13 protein-coding genes are annotated in these 18,750 nt (G+C 73.5%); 9 read left to right on the forward strand and 4 right to left on the reverse strand.

What is annotated here, in order from left to right:
* The first annotated feature begins 11 nt into the window (after positions 1-11).
* From BLT52_RS04875 to ligD, 5 genes are all read left to right on the forward strand, one after another.
* Positions 12-1,166 carry a pyridoxal phosphate-dependent aminotransferase gene (locus BLT52_RS04875; RefSeq protein ID WP_090596304.1) on the forward strand — a complete coding sequence of 385 codons (1,155 nt, stop codon included), beginning with the start codon at positions 12-14 and terminating at the stop codon, positions 1,164-1,166.
* Positions 1,167-1,201: 35 nt separating this feature from the next.
* Entirely contained in the window at positions 1,202-1,852 is a 651-nt protein-coding gene (locus tag BLT52_RS04880; protein WP_197679191.1) for a uridine kinase family protein, read from the forward strand.
* Positions 1,853-1,862: 10 nt separating this feature from the next.
* Positions 1,863-2,570: a ZIP family metal transporter gene (locus tag BLT52_RS04885; protein WP_090591182.1), complete on the forward strand. Its 708-nt coding sequence runs from the start codon at positions 1,863-1,865 to the stop codon at positions 2,568-2,570.
* A gap of 123 nt (positions 2,571-2,693) precedes the next feature.
* Entirely contained in the window at positions 2,694-3,554 is an 861-nt protein-coding gene (locus BLT52_RS04890) for an NAD(P)H-binding protein (protein ID WP_090591184.1), read from the forward strand.
* Positions 3,555-3,599: 45 nt separating this feature from the next.
* Complete coding sequence (gene ligD, locus BLT52_RS04895; RefSeq protein WP_090591186.1) at positions 3,600-4,565, forward strand: non-homologous end-joining DNA ligase; 966 nt, start codon at positions 3,600-3,602, stop codon at positions 4,563-4,565.
* A 216-nt stretch (positions 4,566-4,781) separates the two neighbouring features.
* Here the strand turns inward: ligD and BLT52_RS04900 are convergent, their stop codons facing one another.
* Positions 4,782-8,639 (reverse strand): glycoside hydrolase family 9 protein, encoded by a 3,858-nt coding sequence (locus BLT52_RS04900; RefSeq protein ID WP_090591188.1) that lies wholly within the window; start codon positions 8,637-8,639, stop codon positions 4,782-4,784.
* A gap of 313 nt (positions 8,640-8,952) precedes the next feature.
* Positions 8,953-10,323 (reverse strand): citrate synthase, encoded by a 1,371-nt coding sequence (locus tag BLT52_RS04905; protein WP_157676981.1) that lies wholly within the window; start codon positions 10,321-10,323, stop codon positions 8,953-8,955.
* A 70-nt stretch (positions 10,324-10,393) separates the two neighbouring features.
* Between BLT52_RS04905 and BLT52_RS04910 the strand changes: the two genes are divergently transcribed.
* Entirely contained in the window at positions 10,394-11,527 is a 1,134-nt protein-coding gene (locus BLT52_RS04910) for a citrate/2-methylcitrate synthase (protein ID WP_090591192.1), read from the forward strand.
* A 261-nt stretch (positions 11,528-11,788) separates the two neighbouring features.
* Here the strand turns inward: BLT52_RS04910 and BLT52_RS04915 are convergent, their stop codons facing one another.
* On the reverse strand, positions 11,789-12,622 hold the full coding sequence (locus BLT52_RS04915) for a prenyltransferase (protein ID WP_090591194.1): 834 nt from the start codon (positions 12,620-12,622) through the stop codon (positions 11,789-11,791).
* Positions 12,623-12,641: 19 nt separating this feature from the next.
* On the opposite strand from BLT52_RS04915, the gene BLT52_RS04920 reads away from it, so the two are divergent.
* Both BLT52_RS04920 and BLT52_RS04925 read left to right on the forward strand, forming a co-directional pair.
* On the forward strand, positions 12,642-13,337 hold the full coding sequence (locus tag BLT52_RS04920; RefSeq protein WP_090591196.1) for a carotenoid biosynthesis protein: 696 nt from the start codon (positions 12,642-12,644) through the stop codon (positions 13,335-13,337).
* Positions 13,334-14,827 (forward strand): phytoene desaturase family protein, encoded by a 1,494-nt coding sequence (locus BLT52_RS04925; RefSeq protein ID WP_090591198.1) that lies wholly within the window; start codon positions 13,334-13,336, stop codon positions 14,825-14,827. The genes BLT52_RS04920 and BLT52_RS04925 overlap by 4 nt, the downstream gene beginning before the upstream one ends.
* Positions 14,828-14,842: 15 nt before the next feature.
* Here the strand turns inward: BLT52_RS04925 and BLT52_RS04930 are convergent, their stop codons facing one another.
* Positions 14,843-16,408, reverse strand: a complete 1,566-nt coding sequence (locus BLT52_RS04930; RefSeq protein ID WP_090591201.1) for an FAD-dependent oxidoreductase — start codon at positions 16,406-16,408, stop codon at positions 14,843-14,845.
* A 361-nt stretch (positions 16,409-16,769) separates the two neighbouring features.
* On the opposite strand from BLT52_RS04930, the gene BLT52_RS04935 reads away from it, so the two are divergent.
* Positions 16,770-18,743 (forward strand): APC family permease, encoded by a 1,974-nt coding sequence (locus BLT52_RS04935; protein ID WP_090591204.1) that lies wholly within the window; start codon positions 16,770-16,772, stop codon positions 18,741-18,743.
* Positions 18,744-18,750: the final 7 nt, after the last annotated feature.

The raw sequence follows: 18,750 nt of genomic DNA on the forward strand, positions 1-18,750 counted from the left end.
CGTTCCAGGTGATGAGCATCCTGGACACGGTGGCCCGGATGCGGGCCGCCGGTCGCGACGTGGTCAACCTGTGCGTGGGGGAGCCGTCGCAGGGGGCGCCGGCGCCCGTCCGCGCCGCCCTGGCCCGCGCCCTCACCGAGGACGTGCCGATGGGCTACTCCGAGGCGTTCGGGCTGCGGGCGCTGCGTGAGCGGCTGGCCGGCCTGTACGCGGACCGCTACGGCCTGGACGTCGACCCCGGCCGGATCGCCCTCACCACCGGCTCCTCGGGGGCGTTCCTGCTGACCTTCCTGGCCGCCTTCGACGCCGGTGACCGCGTCGCGCTGGCCCGTCCCGGCTACCCCGCCTACCGCACCATCCTCTCCAGCCTCGGGTGCGAGGTGGTCGAGCTCGACTGCGGGCCGGAGCAGCGGTTCCAGCCCACCCCGGAGCTGCTGGACGCCGCCGCCGCCGACGGACCGCTGAAGGGGCTGGTGCTCGCCTCCCCGGCCAACCCCACCGGCACCATGGTCGACGCCGACCAGCTCGCCGCCCTGGCCCGCTGGTGCGCCGACCACGGCACCCGGCTGGTCAGCGACGAGATCTACCACGGCATCACCGCCGACGGCCGGGTCGGGGACTGCGCCCGTGTCCGCGACCCGTCCGCGGTGGTGATCTCCTCCTTCTCCAAGTACTGGGGCATGACGGGCTGGCGGCTGGGCTGGGTGGTGCTCCCCGACGACCTGGTGGCCTCGGTCGACGCGCTGGCCGGCAACTACGCGCTCTGCCCGCCGGTCCCGGCGATGCACGCCGCCCTGGCCGCCTTCGAGCCGGGGTCGGTGGCGGCCGCCGAGGAGGCGGTGCGCGCCCACGCCCGCGCCCGCGAGGTGGCCCTGGCCGCCGTCCCCGGTCTGGGCTGGGTGGACGTCGCCCCGGCCGACGGTGCCTTCTACCTCTACGCCGGGATCGGGCCGGTGCTCGGCCGCCACGGCGACTCCCGCCGCTGGTGCGCCGCGCTGCTGGAGGAGCAGGGCGTCGCCCTCACCCCCGGTGTCGACTTCGACCGCGTCCACGGCCACCAGACGGTCCGGCTGTCCCTGGCCGCCGGTGCCGACCCCGTGGGGCGGGCCCTGGAGCGGGTCGCGGCGTTCCAGACGGCGGCGGGGCCGGCCCCGGCCCGGGGCTGAGCACGGTGCGGGTGCCGGCGGGGTCGAGCGAGCCCGTGGTCACGACCTGGGCCGAGGTGGACGTCGCCACGCTGCTCCGGGTCCTCGGCCTCCCGCGTCCGGACCGGACCGCGGTGGTGGCCGTCGACGGGCGCAGCGGCGCCGGCAAGTCGACCCTGACCGCCCGGCTGGTGGCCGCGGTGCCGGGTTCGGCGGTGGTGGCCACCGACGACGTCGCCTGGCACTCGTCGATGTTCGGCTGGGCCGAGGACCTCCGGACCTCCGTCGTCGAGCCCGTTCTCCGCGGGGAGAGGGTGCGCCACCGCCCGCCCGGCTGGGTGGAGCGGGGGCGGCCCGGCGCGGTCACCGTCGAGGCGGGCCGCTCGGTGCTGCTCGTCGAGGGGGTCGGGGCCTCCCAGCGGGTGCTCGCCGACGTCCTCGACGCCGCCGTCTGGGTGCAGTCCGACGTCGGCGCCGCCTTCGCGCTGGGGATCGAGCGGGACGTGGCCAGCGGTGTCAACGGCGACCGGGACGCGTCGGTGGCCTTCTGGCACGCGTGGGCCGTGGCCGAGGAGCCGTTCCTGGAGGCGGACCAGCCGTGGCAGCGCGCCGACGCCGTGGTGGCCGGCGTCCCGCTGGCCCGTCGCGACGGGCTGCTCTGGCGACCACCACCGTCCCCCGCGTCGAGCCCGGGCAGCCGGGCGTAACGTCTGCGCCGTGCTCGCTGCGATCGGTTGGGGGCTGCTGGCCGCCTCGTCCCTGTTCATCGGTGCCCTGCTCGGGGTGGTCCGCACCTGGCGCGACGGCCTGGTCGGGGCCGTGCTGGCCTTCGGCGCCGGCGCGCTGATCTCCAGCATCTGCTTCGAGCTGGCCGCCGAGGGGTTCCGGGTGGGCGGCGCGGTGCCGGTGGCCCTGGGCGTCGGCGTCGGCGCGCTGGCCTTCTTCCTCGCCGACCGCGGTGTGGAGCGGCTCGGCGGTCGCGGAGGGGGCGGGTCGGCCGGGTTGCCGCTGGCCCTCGGGGCCCTGCTCGACGGCATCCCCGAGCAGGCGGTGCTGGGGATCGCGCTGGCCTCGGGGGAGGGGGTGAGCGCCGCCCTGCTGGTGGCCATCATCGTCTCCAACCTGCCCGAGGGGGTCGGCTCGGCCGCCGACATGCGCGCGGCCGGACGCTCCCGCGGTGCCGTCCTCCGGCTCTGGGCCGGGGTCGCCGTGTTCGCCGCCCTGGCCACCCTGGTGGGCTACCTGCTGGCCGACCTCCTCAGCCCCGGCTGGCAGGCCGCCATCGACGGGTTCGCCGCCGGAGCGCTGCTGGTGATGCTGGTGGACTCGATGGTCCCCGAGGCCCGGGAGAAGGCGAAGGACTACGCCGGGCTGGCCACCGTGCTCGGGTTCGCGGTCGCCGCCGCGCTCTCCGCCTCCGGCTGAGCCGTCGGTGCGCGCGACGTCGCCCGCACCGCATCCGCCAGCACCCGGGACGAACGCCGGGAATATCGCGCTGGGGCCGCTGCTTGCCTTGGTTGACGCTGCAACCAAATCGGAAGGCTCCTCATGACCATCGCCCTCACCGGTGCCACCGGCCAGCTCGGACGGCTCACCGTCGACGCCCTGCTCTCCCGCGGCACGCCGGCGGGCGAGGTCGTGGCCGTCGGACGCTCCCCGGAGAAGCTCGCCGCGCTGGCGGGGGCCACGGGGGTCACCACCCGCACCGCGGCCTACGGCGAGGCGGACGCCCTGCGTGAGGCGCTCGCCGGGGTCGAGACGCTGCTGCTGATCTCCAGCAGCGAGGTGGGCCAGCGGGTCGAGCAGCACCGCTCGGTGATCGAGGCCGCCGAGGCGGTCGGGGTCAGCCGCCTCGTCTACACCAGCGCCCCGCGCGCGACCACCACGTCCCTGGTGCTGGCCCCGGACCACAAGGCGACCGAGGAGCTGCTGGCGGCGTCCGCGCTCACCACGGCCGTGCTGCGCAACAACTGGTACACCGAGGGCTACCGGCCCCAGCTCGAGCAGGCCGCCGCGACCGGTGAGCTGGTCACCGGTGCCGGGGACGGCCGGGTGGCCAGCGCCTCGCGCCGCGACTTCGCCGAGGCCCTGGCCGTCGCGGCCACCGACCGCGGGGTGGACGGCCGGGTGCTCGAGCTCGGCGGCGACCACGCCTGGGACCCCGCCGAGCTGGCCGACGTCTTCGGCAGGCTGCTGGGCCGTGAGGTGCGGCTCCGCCAGGTCGGTCGCGCCGAGCACGAGCAGCTGCTGCAGGCCGCCGGTCTGGACGCGGGCACCGCCTGGTTCGTGGCCCAGATCGACGCCGACATCGCCGTCGGGGCGCTCGGCGAGGTGACCGGCGACCTGTCCGGGCTGATCGGACGTCCCACCACGCCGCTGCTGGAGGGGCTGGCCGCCGCCCGCGGCTGACGGAGGTCCGGCGCCGCCCGTCAGCCGTGCGCGTTAGGTTGGGGCATGGCCAAGACGTCGTCGCCGGCGGTCGAGATCGAGGTCGACGACCGGGTGGTGAGGGTGACCAACCCCGAGCGGGTGTACTTCCCCGCCCGGGGTGAGACCAAGCTCGACCTGGTCGAGTACTACCTGTCGGTGGGTGACGGGATCGTCAACGCGCTGCGCGAGCGGCCCTGCATGATGCACCGCTTCCCCACCGGGGTCAGCGGGGAGAAGGTGCACCAGAAGCGGGTCCCGCACGGGGCGCCGCCCTGGCTGGAGACCGTCCGGGTGCACTTCCCCCGCTACGACCGCACCGCCGACGAGCTCTGCGTGACCGAGCTGGCCCAGGTGGTGTGGGCGGTGCAGATGTCGACGGTGGAGTTCCACCCCTGGAACTCCCGGCGCGCCGACACCGAGAAGCCCGACGAGTGGCGGATCGACCTGGACCCGATGCCCGACTGCGACTTCGCCACGGTCCGGCGGGCCGCCCACCGGTGCCACGAGGTGCTCGACGAGCTGGGCATCACCGGCTACCCCAAGACGTCCGGCGGGAACGGCCTGCACGTCTACGTCCGGGTCGAGCCCACGCTGGGGTTCAAGGACGTGCGCCGCGCCGCCTGGGCCTTCGCCCGCGAGGTCGAGCGCCGCAGCCCCGAGGACGTCACCACCACCTGGTGGCGCAAGGACCGCGACCCGGCCAAGCTGTTCGTGGACTACAACCAGAACGCCCGCGACCACACCATCGCCAGCGCCTACTCCGTCCGCGGCAACCCGCACGGCACCGTCTCCACGCCGATCACCTGGGACGAGGTGGACGACGTCGAGCCGCAGGACCTCACCATCGCCACGGTGCCCGAGCGCTACCAGCGCCTCGGCGACCTGCACGCCGGGATCGACGACGTGAGCCACACCCTGGACACGCTGCTGGAGTGGGCCGAGCGCGACGAGCGCGAGGGCGAGCCACCGCCCGAGGCCGAGCAGGCCTGACCCGGGGGCTCCGTCTGGTGCCCCCGCGACCCAGCCGCCACCGGAGCCTCGACCAGGCTGGCGCCCACCGGTGGGAATCGGGCGATCGCACCGCCCTCACCCGCTGGCGGCATCGGCCTGCGACGTCCTGCCGCGTGGTCGCGGCGAGACGTCACACCCTGACCCCGCCAGCCCGGCCCCTCACCCCCGGCCCCCGCGGTCCGCCCCCGGCCCATGTCAGCCCAGCTCGTCCTGCTGACGCCGGCCCCGGGCCACCACGACGCTGCCCACGGCCAGCAGCAGCACCGCGGTCAGCAGGGCCGGGAGGACCAGGTCCGACGGGCCGGTGTCGCTCAGGTTCTGCGTCGGCCCGCCGCCGGCGCCCGGCTCGGACGGCGTCCCCCCGTCCTCCGGCAGCCCGCCCGCGCCCGGGCTGGCCCCGTCGTCGGGTGCACCGCCGTCGTCAGGGGTGCCGTCGTCCGGCTCGTCGGAGGGACCTGGGGTCGGGCGGGGCTCGGCGTCGGTGACGCTCAGCGTCGCGGGGTCGGTGAAGAACCCGCCGAAGCCGTTGGAGAAGTAGGCCCGGACGAGGGCGCCGTCGTCCTCCAGGGCCGCCTCGAAGGTGAAGGTCTCCTCCTCGGCGCCGTCGACGTCGGTCCAGACGCCGTCGACCAGCCGCTGCCACTGGACGTCCGGGACGGGGTCGCCGCTGGCGGAGGCGGTGAAGACGGCGTCCTCGCCCTCCTCGACCGTCATGTCCTCGGGGTGGTCGACCACGTCCACGACCTGCCCGGCCCCGGACTCGTCACCGGCCTGCTGGTCGGCCACGAAGGACGCGACCCAGGAGAGCGCGGAGTTCCAGTTCACCGTGATCTCGTTGGTGGACCAGGACTGGATGTCGTCGAGGTAGCACCGCTGCGGGGCGCACATCCGCTCCTCGTCGTAGAGCCCGGAGATGACCGGGTCCCAGGTGCCGACGTCGGAGTTCGGGCCACCGGCGACGGAGCCCCGCGGCGGGTTGGGCAGGTCCGGGTCGATCGAGTGCGCGAACCACCGGCTGTGCTGGTCGTCGGAGAAGACGTCCCCGTACCCGGTGATGTAGGAGTTGTTCAGCGCGTTGCGGCCCAGCAGGTAGTCCATCGCCTCCAGCACCGCGTCGGCGTACACCTGGTCGCTGGTCAGGTCGAACGCGGTGGCGATCACCACCTGGTTGTTGAGCACGGCGCTGTTGGAGCCCCACTCGTAGACCCCCTCGTTGCCGGGGTAGGCGGTGCCGAACGGCTGGGCCTGCTGCCACCCCAGGTAGCGGTCGGCCCCCTCGACCACGGACGCGCGGACGTCGTCGCGGCCGGGCAGGTCGGACTCCACCGTGGCGAGGTCCATCCGACCCAGGGCGGCGGTGGAGCCCCAGCTGAAGCCGCTCGGGGACCAGATGTCGGCGGTGTGGAAGGGGCTCCCCAGGACGTGCTCCTCGAACGCCTCCTCACCGGTGGTGAGGAACAGCTCCGCGGCGGCCCAGTAGAACTCGTCGCCCACCTCGTCGTCGTCGTAGGGACCGCTGCCCGGGCTCGGGTCGGCGTTGGGCGCCGGCTCGAACAGGTCAGGTGTCGCCACCGCGGCGTCCCAGGCGACCCGGGCGGCGGCGAGCAGCTCGTCGGCGAACGCCTGGTCGTAGGGGGCCCAGAGCCGGGCGCCCTGGGCGGCGACGGCGGCCAGGTTGAGCGTCGCCGCGGTCGAGGGGCGGTGCAGGTAGCGCTCCTGCGGGTCCTCCGACGGGAGCAGCGGGAGACCGGTCCAGTCCACGTCGGCGATCTTGTGGTGGACCATGCCGGCGTGCTGGGCCCCGTCCGGCGCCTGCATGCTCAGCATCCACTCGAGCTCCCAGCGCGCCTCGTCCAGCGGGTCGGGGACGCCGTTGTCGCTCTCGGGGATGTTCAGGCTGCCGTCGCCGAGCGCGCTGCCGGTGCCGGTCGGGCTGTACAGGGTGCGCTCGTAGGTGCTCAGCACCTGGCCGACGGAGATGCCGCCGTTGACGACGTACTTGCCGTGGTCGCCGGCGTCGTACCAGCCGCCGACGACGTCGAGGGTGTAGTCGCACGACCAGTCGCCGTACTTCCAGTAGTCGCCCTCGGTCTCCGGGCTGAGGCACCGGACGTCGACGTCGCCCCGGTTCGGGCTGTCCGCGACCAGCGAGCTGTCGGGGTCCTCGACGTGACCGGCGTCGCGGGTGTACTCCCCGGCGTCGGGCTGGCCGTCCATGATGCCGCCGTCGATCGCGATGCCGCTGCGGGCGGGGTAGAAGTAGTTGAGCGCGTCCGCACGCAGCTGCTGGTACAGGTCGTCGCGCACGGCGAACTCGAAGCTGACCTCGCCGTCGACCGCGATCTCGTGGACCGCGTCGGCGTCGACGACGTCGGGGCGGTAGTCGGAGAAGTCGAGCTCGTGGACGTCGGTGCCGGCGGTCTCGTCCAGGCCGGCGGGCACCGTCTGACCGGTGTGGACGACGATGCCGTCGGCCAGCACCTCGTACTCCAGCGGCTCGGTGGCGTCGGTGACCAGGGTGGCCTGCTTGGGGCCGTCGGGCAGGTAGCCCACCTGGTTGACCCGGATCCGCGGGCCCGTCTCCGGCTCGTACGGCGGCGGCGGGGTGTCGCTCTCCACCAGCGAGATGTCGTCGATGCAGAAGTCGAAGGCGCCGCGGCCGCCGACCTGGAAGGCCAGCTGGCCCTCGAAGGGCCCGTCCCCGGGGTCGACCGTGGCGGCGGGGTACCCGGCGGAGGCGACGAAGGTGAGCTCGTGACCGGTGGTCTCCGCGGTGAGGGCGACGTCCTCGTCCAGCACGGTGCCGTAGGACCCGCCGTTCTCGCCGATCAGCGCGCGGACGGTCTTCCCCGGGTCGGCGCTGGCGTCGAAGGTGAGGGTGTAGGTCTGGCCCTCCTCGACGGCCAGCCCGTTGAGCACCAGGCCGTCGTACTGGCCGAGGGTGTCGGGGACCGTGAGGCACGCGGCCCCGGAGGACAGGTCGACCGCGACGCCCTCGGGAGCGGTGAAGGGGTCCAGCGCGCCGCTGCCGAAGTCGCCGTTGGGGACCAGGTTCCCGCCCGCGGCGACCTCGAGGGCGAGGGACGGCTCGCTCAGGCAGAGCTCGAAGGCCTCGGCGCCGCCGCCGAGCTGGAAGGCGACCTGTCCCTCGGGGGCGCCGTCGCCGGTGCTGGCCGGGAAGGCGAGGTCGGAGGTGAACTCGTAGCTGTAGCGGGTGGGCTCGGCGGAGTCGAGGGCGACCGCCTGGCTGAAGGCCTGCCGGTAGTCCCCGCCGTTCTCCCCGACGACCACGGTGATGTCGGAGGCGACGTCGGCGCTGGCCAGGAAGGACAGGGTGTAGCTGCCGCCCTCCTGCACCGGGATGCCGTTCACGCCGACGATCGCGTCGTAGGTGTTCGTGGTGCCGGCCGGGACGGTGGTGCACAGCACGCCCTCCTCGACCGTGGTGCTCGGCGTCAGGTTGCCGGTGGTGAAGAACGGCGGGACGTCCAGCGCGGGCAGCTGCTCCTCGGTCGCGCCGGCCTCGGTCAGGGAGAAGTCGTCGAGGCAGAAGGTGAAGGGCTCGCCCTGGTTCCCGATCTGGAAGGAGAGCTGGCCGCCGGTCTCGGCCGCCTCGGCGTCGACGTCGGAGGTGAAGGAGAAGGAGAAGGAGTGCTCCTCGGGCGTGGCGGTGATGGTGAGGTCCTCGGCGTGGACGCCCGGGTAGGGCTCGGCGTTGATGCCGACCTGGGCCCGGATCGCGATCTCGGCGGTGGAGCTGGCGGTGAAGGCGACGTCGTAGGTGGTGCCGGCCTCGAGCCCGACCGCGTTGTGGGCGACCGCGACGTCCCAGGGGTTGCCGCTGTGGGCCGGGAGGCTCGTGCACAGCTCGCCGTCGGTGACCTCCGTGGTGGCGCCCGGCCCGTAGGAGAACCAGCCGTCGGGGCCGGCGGAGAAGTCGTGCGGGATGTCGAGCGGCGAGGCCGCGGCCGGAGCCAGCAGCGTGGTGGTGACGAGGAGGCCCCCGACCAGCGCGGCGGCCGTGCGGTGGAGGCGGTGACGGGGTGAGACCACGGTGTCTTCCGTTCTCGAGGAGGGGCGCTCTCACCCGAGACGCCGTGAGAGCGCTCTCATGACCGGGCCACGCTAACCCGCCGAAGAGGGCCTGGCAAGAGCGTCCGAGGAAGCGGTGGTGACCGGACCGCACGCCGGAGCGGGCTTCGCCCCAGCAGCAGCCCGTCCCCGCCGCACCCGGGTGCCGACCGGCGGGCGGGCGTGACGGGCGGGCGCGCCCAGCGGCGTCAGGGTCCCGGCGGGTCGGCCTGCCAGCGCCGAGCTGTGGAGATCGTGTCCGGTCCCTCGTCCTGCCGACGGGGAGGTGGGTCGGTCAGGTGGGACGTGGACCGGTGTAGACACCGGTGAGACGGAAGCGCAGCGGGGGCTCGGCGTACTCCTCGACCAGGTGCGCGGTCCAGCCGACCATCCGGGCGTGCAGGAAGAGGGTCTCGGGCAGCCGGGCGTCACCGCCGAGCACGTGGGCGCCGAGGGCGAGGGCGAGGTCGACGGTGCGGGGGAGCCCGCGGCGCTGCCAGAGCCGGTCGCTGAGCAGCTCGACGGCGGCCAGCAGGGGGTGGTCGACCAGCTGGTCGAGGCGCTCGATCAGGAGCTCGGCCCGGGGATCGCGGTCGGCGTAGACGACGTGTCCGAACCCGGGCACCGACGCGTCGTCCAGGCACTGGGCGATCGTGGTCGCAGGGTCCTCGGCCAGGGCGGTCAGCAGCCGGTGCACGCGTCGGCCGGCGGTGCCGTGCCGAGGGCTGTCGAAGGCGGCGGCCGCGGCGGTCACGGCCGCGTAGGGGTCGGCCCGGACGCTGGCCGCGACCCGTCCGGCGGTGGTCGAGGCGGCCATGTCGTGGTCGGCCAGCAGGACCAGCGCCTGCTCCACCCAGCCCACCTCACCCACCCCGAGGGCTCGGGCCAGGGCGGAGGGGACGTCCACCCGGACCGGCGTCGTCGGGGCGGTCCGGGCTGACCCGGTGCGGCTCGTCGACAGGTCCGGGGCGTCGCGGTCGGGTCCGGCGTCCTCGGGGGCTCCGGCGTCGTGGTCGGGCTGGGCGGCGGGCCCTGGTCCGGCGCGGGGACCTGGGCGCTCCGGCGTCGAGGTGGGCCGGTCGGTGTCCACGGCTGGACCGGTCGGTCGGGACGCCGCGGGGAGCGTCGCCACGCTGGTGGCCAGGAGACGTGCGACCGCGTCGGTGACGGCGGCCGGGTCGAGGTCGTGGCGGGTGGGCGACCCGGCGGCGCACACGCTGGTGACCACCCGCAGGCGGTCGGAGGAGGAGGCGGCGGGTGGGAGCAGGGCGAGCAGCCGGCGGGCCAGCTCCACCTCCTCCGCATCGACCTCGAACCGGGGCGGGGTCCGCCAGAGCAGAGCGACCACGTCCTCGAAGGACGTGGTGGCAGCCAGCTGGCAGGCGTCCTGGCCGCGGTAGGACAGCCGGTCGTGCTCGATCAGCGTGATCGCGGTGCGGACGTCGTCGCTGAGCCCGGGTGGGCGTCGCCGGCCGCCGCCGCTCCCTCGGGTGAGGGTCTCCACCTCAGCGAGGGCGAAGTAGCTCTCGCGCCGCCCGGGCAGCCGGCGCCGGTGCAGCACGCCGCGGCTGGCGTAGGCGTAGACCGTCTCCAGCCGCACCCCCAGCCGGCGGGCGACCTGGCTGCTGCTCAGGTGGTCCACCCCGTCGATCTGCACCGCGTCCACCGTCCCAGGGTGGCAGAGGGTTGATCCGGTCAACGTTGACCACCACTCCACCCCGACGCACGCTGACCCCATGACCCAGAGACTGATCGCCCCTCCGGGGCTCAAGGACGTGGTGGTGGCCGACACCACCATCGGCGAGGTGCGGGGCGCGGAGGGGTTCTTCCACTACCGCGAGCACGACGCCACCCGGGTGGCCACCGAGTACGGCTTCGAGGAGGCCTGGCACCTGCTGCTCGAGGGCCACCTCCCGACGCCGGAGGAGCTGGCGGCCTTCGTGGCCGAGGTGGGGGAGGCCCGCGGGCTGCCCGCCGAGCTGGGGCGGCTGCTGCCCCTGGTGGCCGGCTCCGGGGACGCCCGGGACCTGATGCCGCGGCTGCGCACCCTGCTGTCCCAGCTGGGCGCGGTCGAGGGGTTCGCGCCGGTGTGGGGCGCCGACCCCGCCCGGGTCCGGGCCGACGTGCTCCGGGTCGCGGCCGTCACGCCCACCCTGCTGGCCGCGTTGCACCGGCTGGCGCACGGCCTTCCCCCGGTGGAGCCTGACCCCTCGCTCAGCGCCGGGGCGAGCTGGGTGCACCTGGTCACCGGCGGGGTACCGGTTCCGGAGGTCGAGCGGGCGATCAGTACCTACCTCGGTCTGACGCTGGACCACGGGTTCAACGCCTCCACCTTCACCGCCCGGGTCGTCACCTCCGCCGGGGCGGACGTGGTCGCCGCGGTCTGCGCCGCCATCGGCACCTTCACCGGCCCGCTGCACGGCGGCGCACCCGACCGTGCCCTGGACGCCCTGGACGCGATCGGCACCCCGGACCGCACCGAGGCGTGGGTGCGCGGGCGGGTCGCCGCGGGCGAGCGCATCATGGGCTTCGGGCACGGGGTCTACACCACCGAGGACCCCCGCGCCCGGGTGCTGCGTGAGGTGGCGGCAGGGCTGGGCGGCGAGCTGTACGAGTTCGCGCTCCAGGTCGAGCGGACCGTCCTCGACACTCTCGCTGAGCTCAAGCCGGGGCGCCGGCTGGACGTCAACGTCGAGTTCTGGGCCGGTGTGGTGATGGAGCAGTGCGGTCTGCCCCGGTCGCTGTTCACGCCCACCTTCACCTGCGCCCGGGTCGTCGGCTGGGGCGCGCACATCGCCGAGCAGGCCCGCGGGACCAAGATCTTCCGCCCGCTGGCGCGCTACACCGGGCCCGAGCCCGTCCGCGGCTGACTCTCGGCCGACCGGTCCGTGCCGACGGGGCCGCCAGCCCCCCCCGGCTGCGCCGCCCTCGGTCCATCCCAGCGGCGTCACCTCTGCACCGAACTCGGTGCACGATCGACGCCGCTGGTTCCAGGACGACGGGGACCCGCCCGGCGGGCGCCGGTGACGCGGCGTCCGTCGACAGGGACACGCCCTGGCGTAGACGGTGGCCGGTTGCCCCCGGGCTGTGACGTCGCACGTGGCACCACGAACCTGCGCAGGGGGCCCCGGTCAGTCGAAGGGCCAGGTCGACTGCTGCAGGCCGGTGACCACGAACAGCGCCCCGCCCAGAGCGGCGTTGAGCAGGGGGAAGCGGCGGTAGAGCGCGAAGAGCTGCTCGGGTCCACGGCTGCGCAGGGACAGGGCGGTCATCCCGAGGTAGGCGAGCCCGGCCAGCACGGCGAAGGGGCCGACGTAGGGGAAGGCGAGCAGGGCGGCCAGCGCCCAGGCCAGGCCGCACAGCAGCAGGGTCCGGACCCGGCCGAACCAGGTGGCGACCGTGGCCAGGTCGGCGGCGCGGTCGGCGGGGATGTCGGGGACGGCGGAGTAGGCGTGCATGGCCATGCACCACAGCAGGGCCGCGACCAGCACCGGGAGCGGCGGCTGGCCGCCGCTGAGGGTGGCGTACGCGGCCATGCCGGGGGCGACGTAGAGGATGTTGAAGGCCGCGTCCAGGACCGGGCGGGCCTTGGCCCGCAGCGGGGGCACCGAGTAGCCGAGGCCGGTGACCAGGAACAGCAGCAGCCAGGGCCAGGCGTGCGGCAGCAACGGCACCAGGGCGAGGAAGGGGAGGTTGAGCGCCAGGATGGCGATCACGAGACTGCGACGCTGACCGGCCTGCAGCAGGTGCTCGTAGTCGCGCTTCTTGGGGTTCAACCGGTCGGTCTCGACGTCGAACAGGTCGTTGACCCCGTAGATCAGCAGGTTGGCCGGCAGCGTGAGGTAGAGGCCCAGCAGCCAGACCTCCAGCGGAGGGCGCAACGACGTCGCTGCGAGGGCCACCATGAACGGCCCGAGCAGGTACATCCAGAACCGGGGCCGAGACACCCGGAGCAGGTGACGCATCGACTGACATGCTAGATCGGTGGACAAAGCCCTCCGGCGTCGCCGCTGGCTGCTGGCCGGCCTCCTGGTCGCCGCCGCGGCGGGACTGGTCAGGGCCCCGCTGGAACCGCGCTACTGGTGGGTGTCCGCGTTGGCCATCCTGCTGTTCTCGGCACCGGTGATCGTCGGCGCGATCCGCTGGCTGGGAGCCCGGCGCGGGACCGCCCTGCTGCTGGGGCTGGGGCTGTACGCCGTGGTGTTCGAGTCGATCGCCGTCGCCACGGGGGTGCCCTACGGCCGGTTCTCCTACAGCGGGGTGCTCGGCCCGCCGGTGCTCGGGCTGGCCCCGCCGACGGTGCTGCTGGCCTGGACCCCGCTGCTGCTCGGCAGCCTGGCGTCCACCCGCCGCTCCTGGCAGGCGGTCGTGCTGGTCGTCGTCTGCGACCTGGTGCTCGACCCGGCCGCCGTCCGCCTCGGCTTCTGGGCCTGGGACGAGCCCGGCTGGTACTACGGGGTGCCGCTGGTCAACTTCGCCGGCTGGGTGGTCTCGGGCGGGATCGCGGTGCTGGTCCTGCGCCGGCTGCCGCGGCCGCTGCCCGGGCTGTTCGCGCGGAACCTGTGGCTGGTGCTGGTGTTCTGGACGGCGGTCAACGCCTGGAGCGGCCAGTGGCTGCCGGTGCTGGTCGGCGTCATCACGGTCGCCGCTTTGTCGCCCGGCTATCGTCACGCCCCGTGAGCACTGCACTGGTCATCGGCGGAGGCATCGGGGGCCTGGGCAGCGCGGCGCTGCTGGGCCGGCGCGGGTTCGAGGTGACCGTGCTGGAGAAGAACGCCCTGCTCGGCGGCCGGGCCAACTACTTCGAGGCCGACGGCTTCCGCTTCGACATGGGTCCGTCCTGGTACCTGATGCCCGACGTGTTCGAGCACTTCTTCGCCCTGCTCGGCGAGCGCGTCGAGGACCACCTGGAGCTGCACCGGCTGAGCCCGTCCTACCGGATCGCCTTCCGCGGCACCGACCTGGACGTCGACATGTTCTCCGACCTGGACCGCGACGTGGAGACCTTCGAGCGGTTGGAGCCGGGGAGCGGCCAGGCGCTGCGGAGCTACCTGGACAGCTCCGCGGAGCAGTACGCGATCGCCATCGACCAGTTCATGTACCGCAACCACGACAGCTTCTTCGACTTCATCGACCGCAAGACCGCGATGCAGGGCCGCCAGCTGCACGTCTTCGAGAACATGCACAAGTACATCAGCCGCTCGTTCTCCACCGATGCGGTGCAGAAGATCCTCGAGTACCAGCTGGTGTTCCTCGGGTCCTCGCCCTACAACACCCCGGCGCTCTACAACATCATGAGCCACATCGACTTCAACATGGGCGTCTTCTACCCCCAGGGCGGCATCTACTCGATCATCCGGGCGCTGGAGACGATCGGCGCCAAGCACGGGGTCCGGTACCGCACCGGGGCGCCGGTCGCCCAGATCCTGACCGAGCGGGGACGGGCCACCGGCGTCCGGCTGGAGTCGGGGGAGACGCTCCAGGCCGACCTGGTCATCTCCAACGCCGACATGGCGCACACCGAGACCGAGCTGCTGGACAAGGGGTCACGGACCTACCCCGCGCGGTACTGGGCGAAGAAGACGCTGGCGCCGAGCGCCTTCATCCTCTACCTCGGGCTGCGGGGTCGGGTGCCGAGCCTGACCCACCACAACCTGGCCTTCGGGCAGGACTGGAAGGGCAGCTTCGGGCAGATCTTCGACGACCCGGCCTGGCCCGACGACCCGTCCTACTACGTCTGCGCCCCCAGCCGGACCGACCCGACGGCCGCGCCCGAGGACCACGAGAACCTGTTCGTGCTGGTGCCGGTCGCGCCGGGTCTGTCCATGACCGACGAGGACGTCGCCATCTACCGCCGACGGACGCTGGACCTGCTGGCCGCCGACTTCGACGTCCCCGACCTGGACGCGCGCATCGTCTTCGAGCGGACGTACACCTCGCGGGACTTCACCGCCGACTACAACGCCTACGGCGGCTCGGCCCTCGGCCTGGCCCACACCATGAAGCAGACCGCGTTCCGGCCCAACAACATCAGCAAGAAGCTGTTCAACCTCTACTACGTGGGGGCCAGCACCAACCCGGGGATCGGCATGCCGATCTGCCTGATCTCGGCCGAGCTGGCCTACAAGCGGATCATCGGCGACCGGAGCAGCGGGCCGCTGCCGGTGTGAGAGCGTCTCGGCTGCTCAGGCCCCGACGCGGTCGAGCAGGCTCTTGACGCGCAGCAGAGCGGGCTGCCGGGTGCTCATCGGCACCGTCCACAGGTCGTGGCCGGCCAGGCCCCAGCCGCCCAGCAGCTGGTTGGCGGCCAGGAAGCCCGTGGTCGCGGCCCGCTCCATCAGAGCCACCGGGAAGTCGCACCGGATGCCGTCGCCGGCGAGCACGAGCCGTGCGTCGGGCGTCGAGACCTCCGGCCGGCGCAGCCACGGGCTGGTGCCGACCAGAGGGCAGTCGTCCTCCACCAGCCACTCGTCGGCGACCACCTCCGCGTCGGCGGTCTCGGGGTAGACCCGGGCCAGCTCCGCCCGCAGGGTGCGGCGGACCTGGTCGTCGTCGCCGTCGCCCGGCTGGAGGGCGTAGGCGTGCACCTCGACGACGGAGGCGTCGTGGGCCTCGGACCAGCGGCGGGCACCCGCCTCGAACCGCTCGAGCACGGTGATGTTGTCCATCGGCCCGTAGCCGCTGGTGCCGAGGAAGGCCGGGCGCTCCGCGTCGACGCGACGGTCGAGCCACAGCCGCCAGACGGCGAACCGCGGGGCGTTCTCCGTCTCGAGGATCCGGCTCCGCCAGTCGGGGTCGTCCGGACCGCCCTCGGTCGCCTCGACCAGGCGGCGGGTGGTGCGCAGGTCGGTGGCGAGGACGACGGTGTCGGCGGTCAGGGTGCCCGCGTCGGTGGTGACCTCGACCGGCCCGTGCTCGCCGCCCAGCTCGAGGCCCACGACGCTCTCACCCGTGCGGACCTCGACGCCGAGCCGCTGCAGGTAGCGACCGAGCGGTGCCCAGAAGACGGTGTCGTAGTCGTCGACGGGGACGTCGAAGAGCAGGCCCTCGGACGAGCCGAGGAAGTAGCTGTGAAACATGCCCACCAGCTCGCCGGCCGAGAACTCGTCGGGGGAGGCGAAGAAGCTCCGGGCGAAGACCTCCAGGGCCAGGTGCCGGGCGGCGTCGGGGAAACCGAGCCGGTCCAGGAACTGCGCGGCGCTCTCCCCGTCGTGGACCGAGAAGGTGGCGGGGAAGTCGACGTCGAGGAGCTCCCAGACGGCCTGCTTGTTCATCTTCGCCAGGTCGGCCGCACGGAAGCTGGGGCTCTGGGCGACGAAGGCGGCCATGTTCAGCGGCGGCGTCCTGGGCACGTGGGCGAAGGAGTCGCGGTGGCCGCCGGCGAGGACCAGCGGGTAGTCGTCGACGGGGGTGAGGCCCTGCAGGGCCGGGTCGACACGACGCAGCAGGGCGCGGAGGTTGTAGTACTGCCGGAAGAAGGCGTGGAAGCCGCGGCTCATGGTCGTGCCGCTGCCGTCGACCTGCTGCACCGGCCAGGAGCGGACGCGGCCGCCCAGCTGTGCCTCGCGCTCGACGAGGGTGACCACGACGCCGCGCTCGGCGAGGCCCACCGCTGCCGCGATGCCCGCGATGCCGCCGCCGAGGACGAGGGCCGACGGCGCCGACGGGTCGCCGGAGGGGCGGAGGGCCCCGGGGTCGCCGGTGTGGCGGACAGCCTTGTTGTCGCGCCCCGGGATCCAGGTCTGCTTCATCGCAGGCACCCGTCGGTCGTGCGGGCGCACCCGGACCCGGTGAGGCGGACGAGGACGGGCGCGAGACCCATGAGAGCGGGGCTCGACATCAGTCACCGACTCCTTCTGCCGACGACGGCTTCGAGCGGCGGCTCGAGCATAGCCCGCGGCCCCGCACCGACCCCTGCGAGCCGGGGGGTGATCCGACGAGCCGCGGGCTGAACAACTTTGACGATTTCTTGACGCCCTCGGGGACCTCTCGGGCCCTGATCGGCGCTCCTCGAGACGTACCGTGGCTGATCGTGCCAACCGCCACAAGACCCTTGGAGCACGACGCCCCAGCAGCCGGGGACGTCGCCGGGACCCGCCTCCGGGCGCACCGGTGAGCACGGTCGCCGACCGCGTGCCACGGGTGGGCGCCGACCCCGCGACGAGGTCCGACCGCGGCGGACCGGTGCAGCGCTGGCTGCTGGCCAACCGGGTGCAGCCGGTGGGGCCCGAGGCCGGTGAGGGGCACGCGGTGCCGCAGTCGTGGTGGAAGGTCATGTGCCTGACCGGGGTCGACTACTTCTCCACCCTGTCCTACCTCCCCGGCATCGCGGCCCTCGCCGCCGGTGCCCTGTCGCCCCTGGCGACGCTGCTGATCGTCGCCCTGACGCTGCTGGGCATGCTGCCGATGTACCGCCGGGTGGCGGCGGAGAGCCCGCACGGCCAGGGCTCGGTGGCGATGCTGGAGAAGCTGCTGCCGTTCTGGCGCGGCAAGGCGTTCGTGCTGGTCCTGCTGGGCTTCGTGGCCACCTCGTGGATCATCACCATCACGCTCTCCTCGGCCGACGCCACCGTGCACCTGCTGGAGAACCCGCTGACCCCCTCCTTCCTGCACGGTCACGCCGTGGCCATCACGGTGGGGCTGCTGCTCGTCCTGGGGTTCGTCTTCCTGCTGGGCTTCACCGAGGCGGTGCGGGTGGCGATCCCGCTGGTCGCGGTCTTCCTCGCCCTCAACGCGGTCGTCGTCGTCGTCGGGCTGAGCGAGATCGTCAGGGCCCCCGAGCTGCTGGACGGGTGGACCTCGGCGCTGACCGCCCGCGGCAGCGGCCCCCTCGACCTCCTCGGGCCCGCGGTGATCGCGTTCCCGCTGCTGGTGCTGGGTCTGTCGGGGTTCGAGACCGGTGTCAGCATGATGCCGCTGGTCGCCGCCAAGGGCGCCACCCCGGAGGAGCGGCTGGCCAGCCGCGTCCGCAACACCCGCAAGCTGCTCACCGCGGCGGCGCTGATCATGTCGGTCTACCTGCTCAGCACCAGCTTCATCACCACCGTGCTGATCCCGGCCGAGGCGTTCGCCGAGGGCGGCGAGGCCAGCGGCCGCGCCCTGGCCTACCTGGCCCACGAGCAGCTGGGCGAGGGCTTCGGCACCGTCTACGACGTCAGCAGCATCCTCATCCTGTGGTTCGCCGGGGCCTCGGCGATGGCCGGGCTGATCAACATCGTGCCCCGCTACCTGCCCTCCTACGGGATGGCCCCGGAGTGGGGCCGGGCCGTGCGGCCGGTCGTCATCGTCTACACCGTGCTCAGCATCCTGATCACGATCGGCTTCCGGGCCGACGTCAACGCCCAGGCCGGCGCCTACGCCACCGGGATCCTGGCCATGATGGTCTCCGGTGCGGTGGCGGTCACGGTGAGCGCGGTCCGTCGACGTCGGCGCCGGGCGGTCGTCGGCTTCTCCGTCCTGACGCTGGTGCTGCTCTACGCGCTGGGGGAGAACGTCCACGAGAAGCCCGACGGCATCGCGATCTCGGCCTTCTTCATCCTCGGCATCCTGGTGGTCTCCGTCTGGTCGCGGCTGACCCGCGCCTTCGAGCTCCGGGTCAGCGAGGTCCGCCTGGACGCCACCGCGCAGATGTTCGTCCGCGACTGCTCGCGGCGCACCGTCCGGCTGGTGGCCAACGAGCCCGGTGCCGGTGACGCGGCCGAGTACGCGGAGAAGCGGCTGCAGGTGATGAAGGACCACGACCTCACCGACGAGCAGGACTTCGTCTTCGTCGAGATCACCGTCAGGGACCCCTCGGAGTTCACCACCAGCCTGGACGTCCACGGCGAGGTCCGCCACCGCCGCTACCGCGTCCTCACCGTGGAGAGCGCGACGGTCCCCAACGCGCTGGCCGCCCTGCTGCTGCACATCCGCGACGAGACCGGGCTGCGTCCCCACATCTACTTCGAGTGGACCGAGGGGCACCCGCTGGCCAACTTCTTCCGCTTCCTGCTGGGCGGCGTCGGCGAGGTGGCCCCGGTGACGCGGGAGGTGGTCCGGGTGGCCGAGCCCGACCGGTCCCGCCGCCCGCACGTCCACGCCGGGTGAGCACGTC

Source organism: Auraticoccus monumenti (assembly GCF_900101785.1).
Lineage (GTDB): Bacteria > Actinomycetota > Actinomycetes > Propionibacteriales > Propionibacteriaceae > Auraticoccus > Auraticoccus monumenti.

Excerpts from the sequence above, each read along its gene's own strand:
- BLT52_RS04875 (WP_090596304.1), top strand. The coding sequence starts at position 12 with ATGAGCATCCTGGACACGGTGGCCCGGATGCGGGCCGCCGGTCGCGAC.
- BLT52_RS04890 (WP_090591184.1), top strand. The coding sequence starts at position 2,694 with ATGACCATCGCCCTCACCGGTGCCACCGGCCAGCTCGGACGGCTCACC.
- ligD (WP_090591186.1), top strand. The coding sequence starts at position 3,600 with ATGGCCAAGACGTCGTCGCCGGCGGTCGAGATCGAGGTCGACGACCGG.
- BLT52_RS04910 (WP_090591192.1), top strand. The coding sequence starts at position 10,394 with ATGACCCAGAGACTGATCGCCCCTCCGGGGCTCAAGGACGTGGTGGTG.
- BLT52_RS04915 (WP_090591194.1), bottom strand. The coding sequence starts at position 12,622 with ATGCGTCACCTGCTCCGGGTGTCTCGGCCCCGGTTCTGGATGTACCTG.
- BLT52_RS04930 (WP_090591201.1), bottom strand. The coding sequence starts at position 16,408 with ATGAAGCAGACCTGGATCCCGGGGCGCGACAACAAGGCTGTCCGCCAC.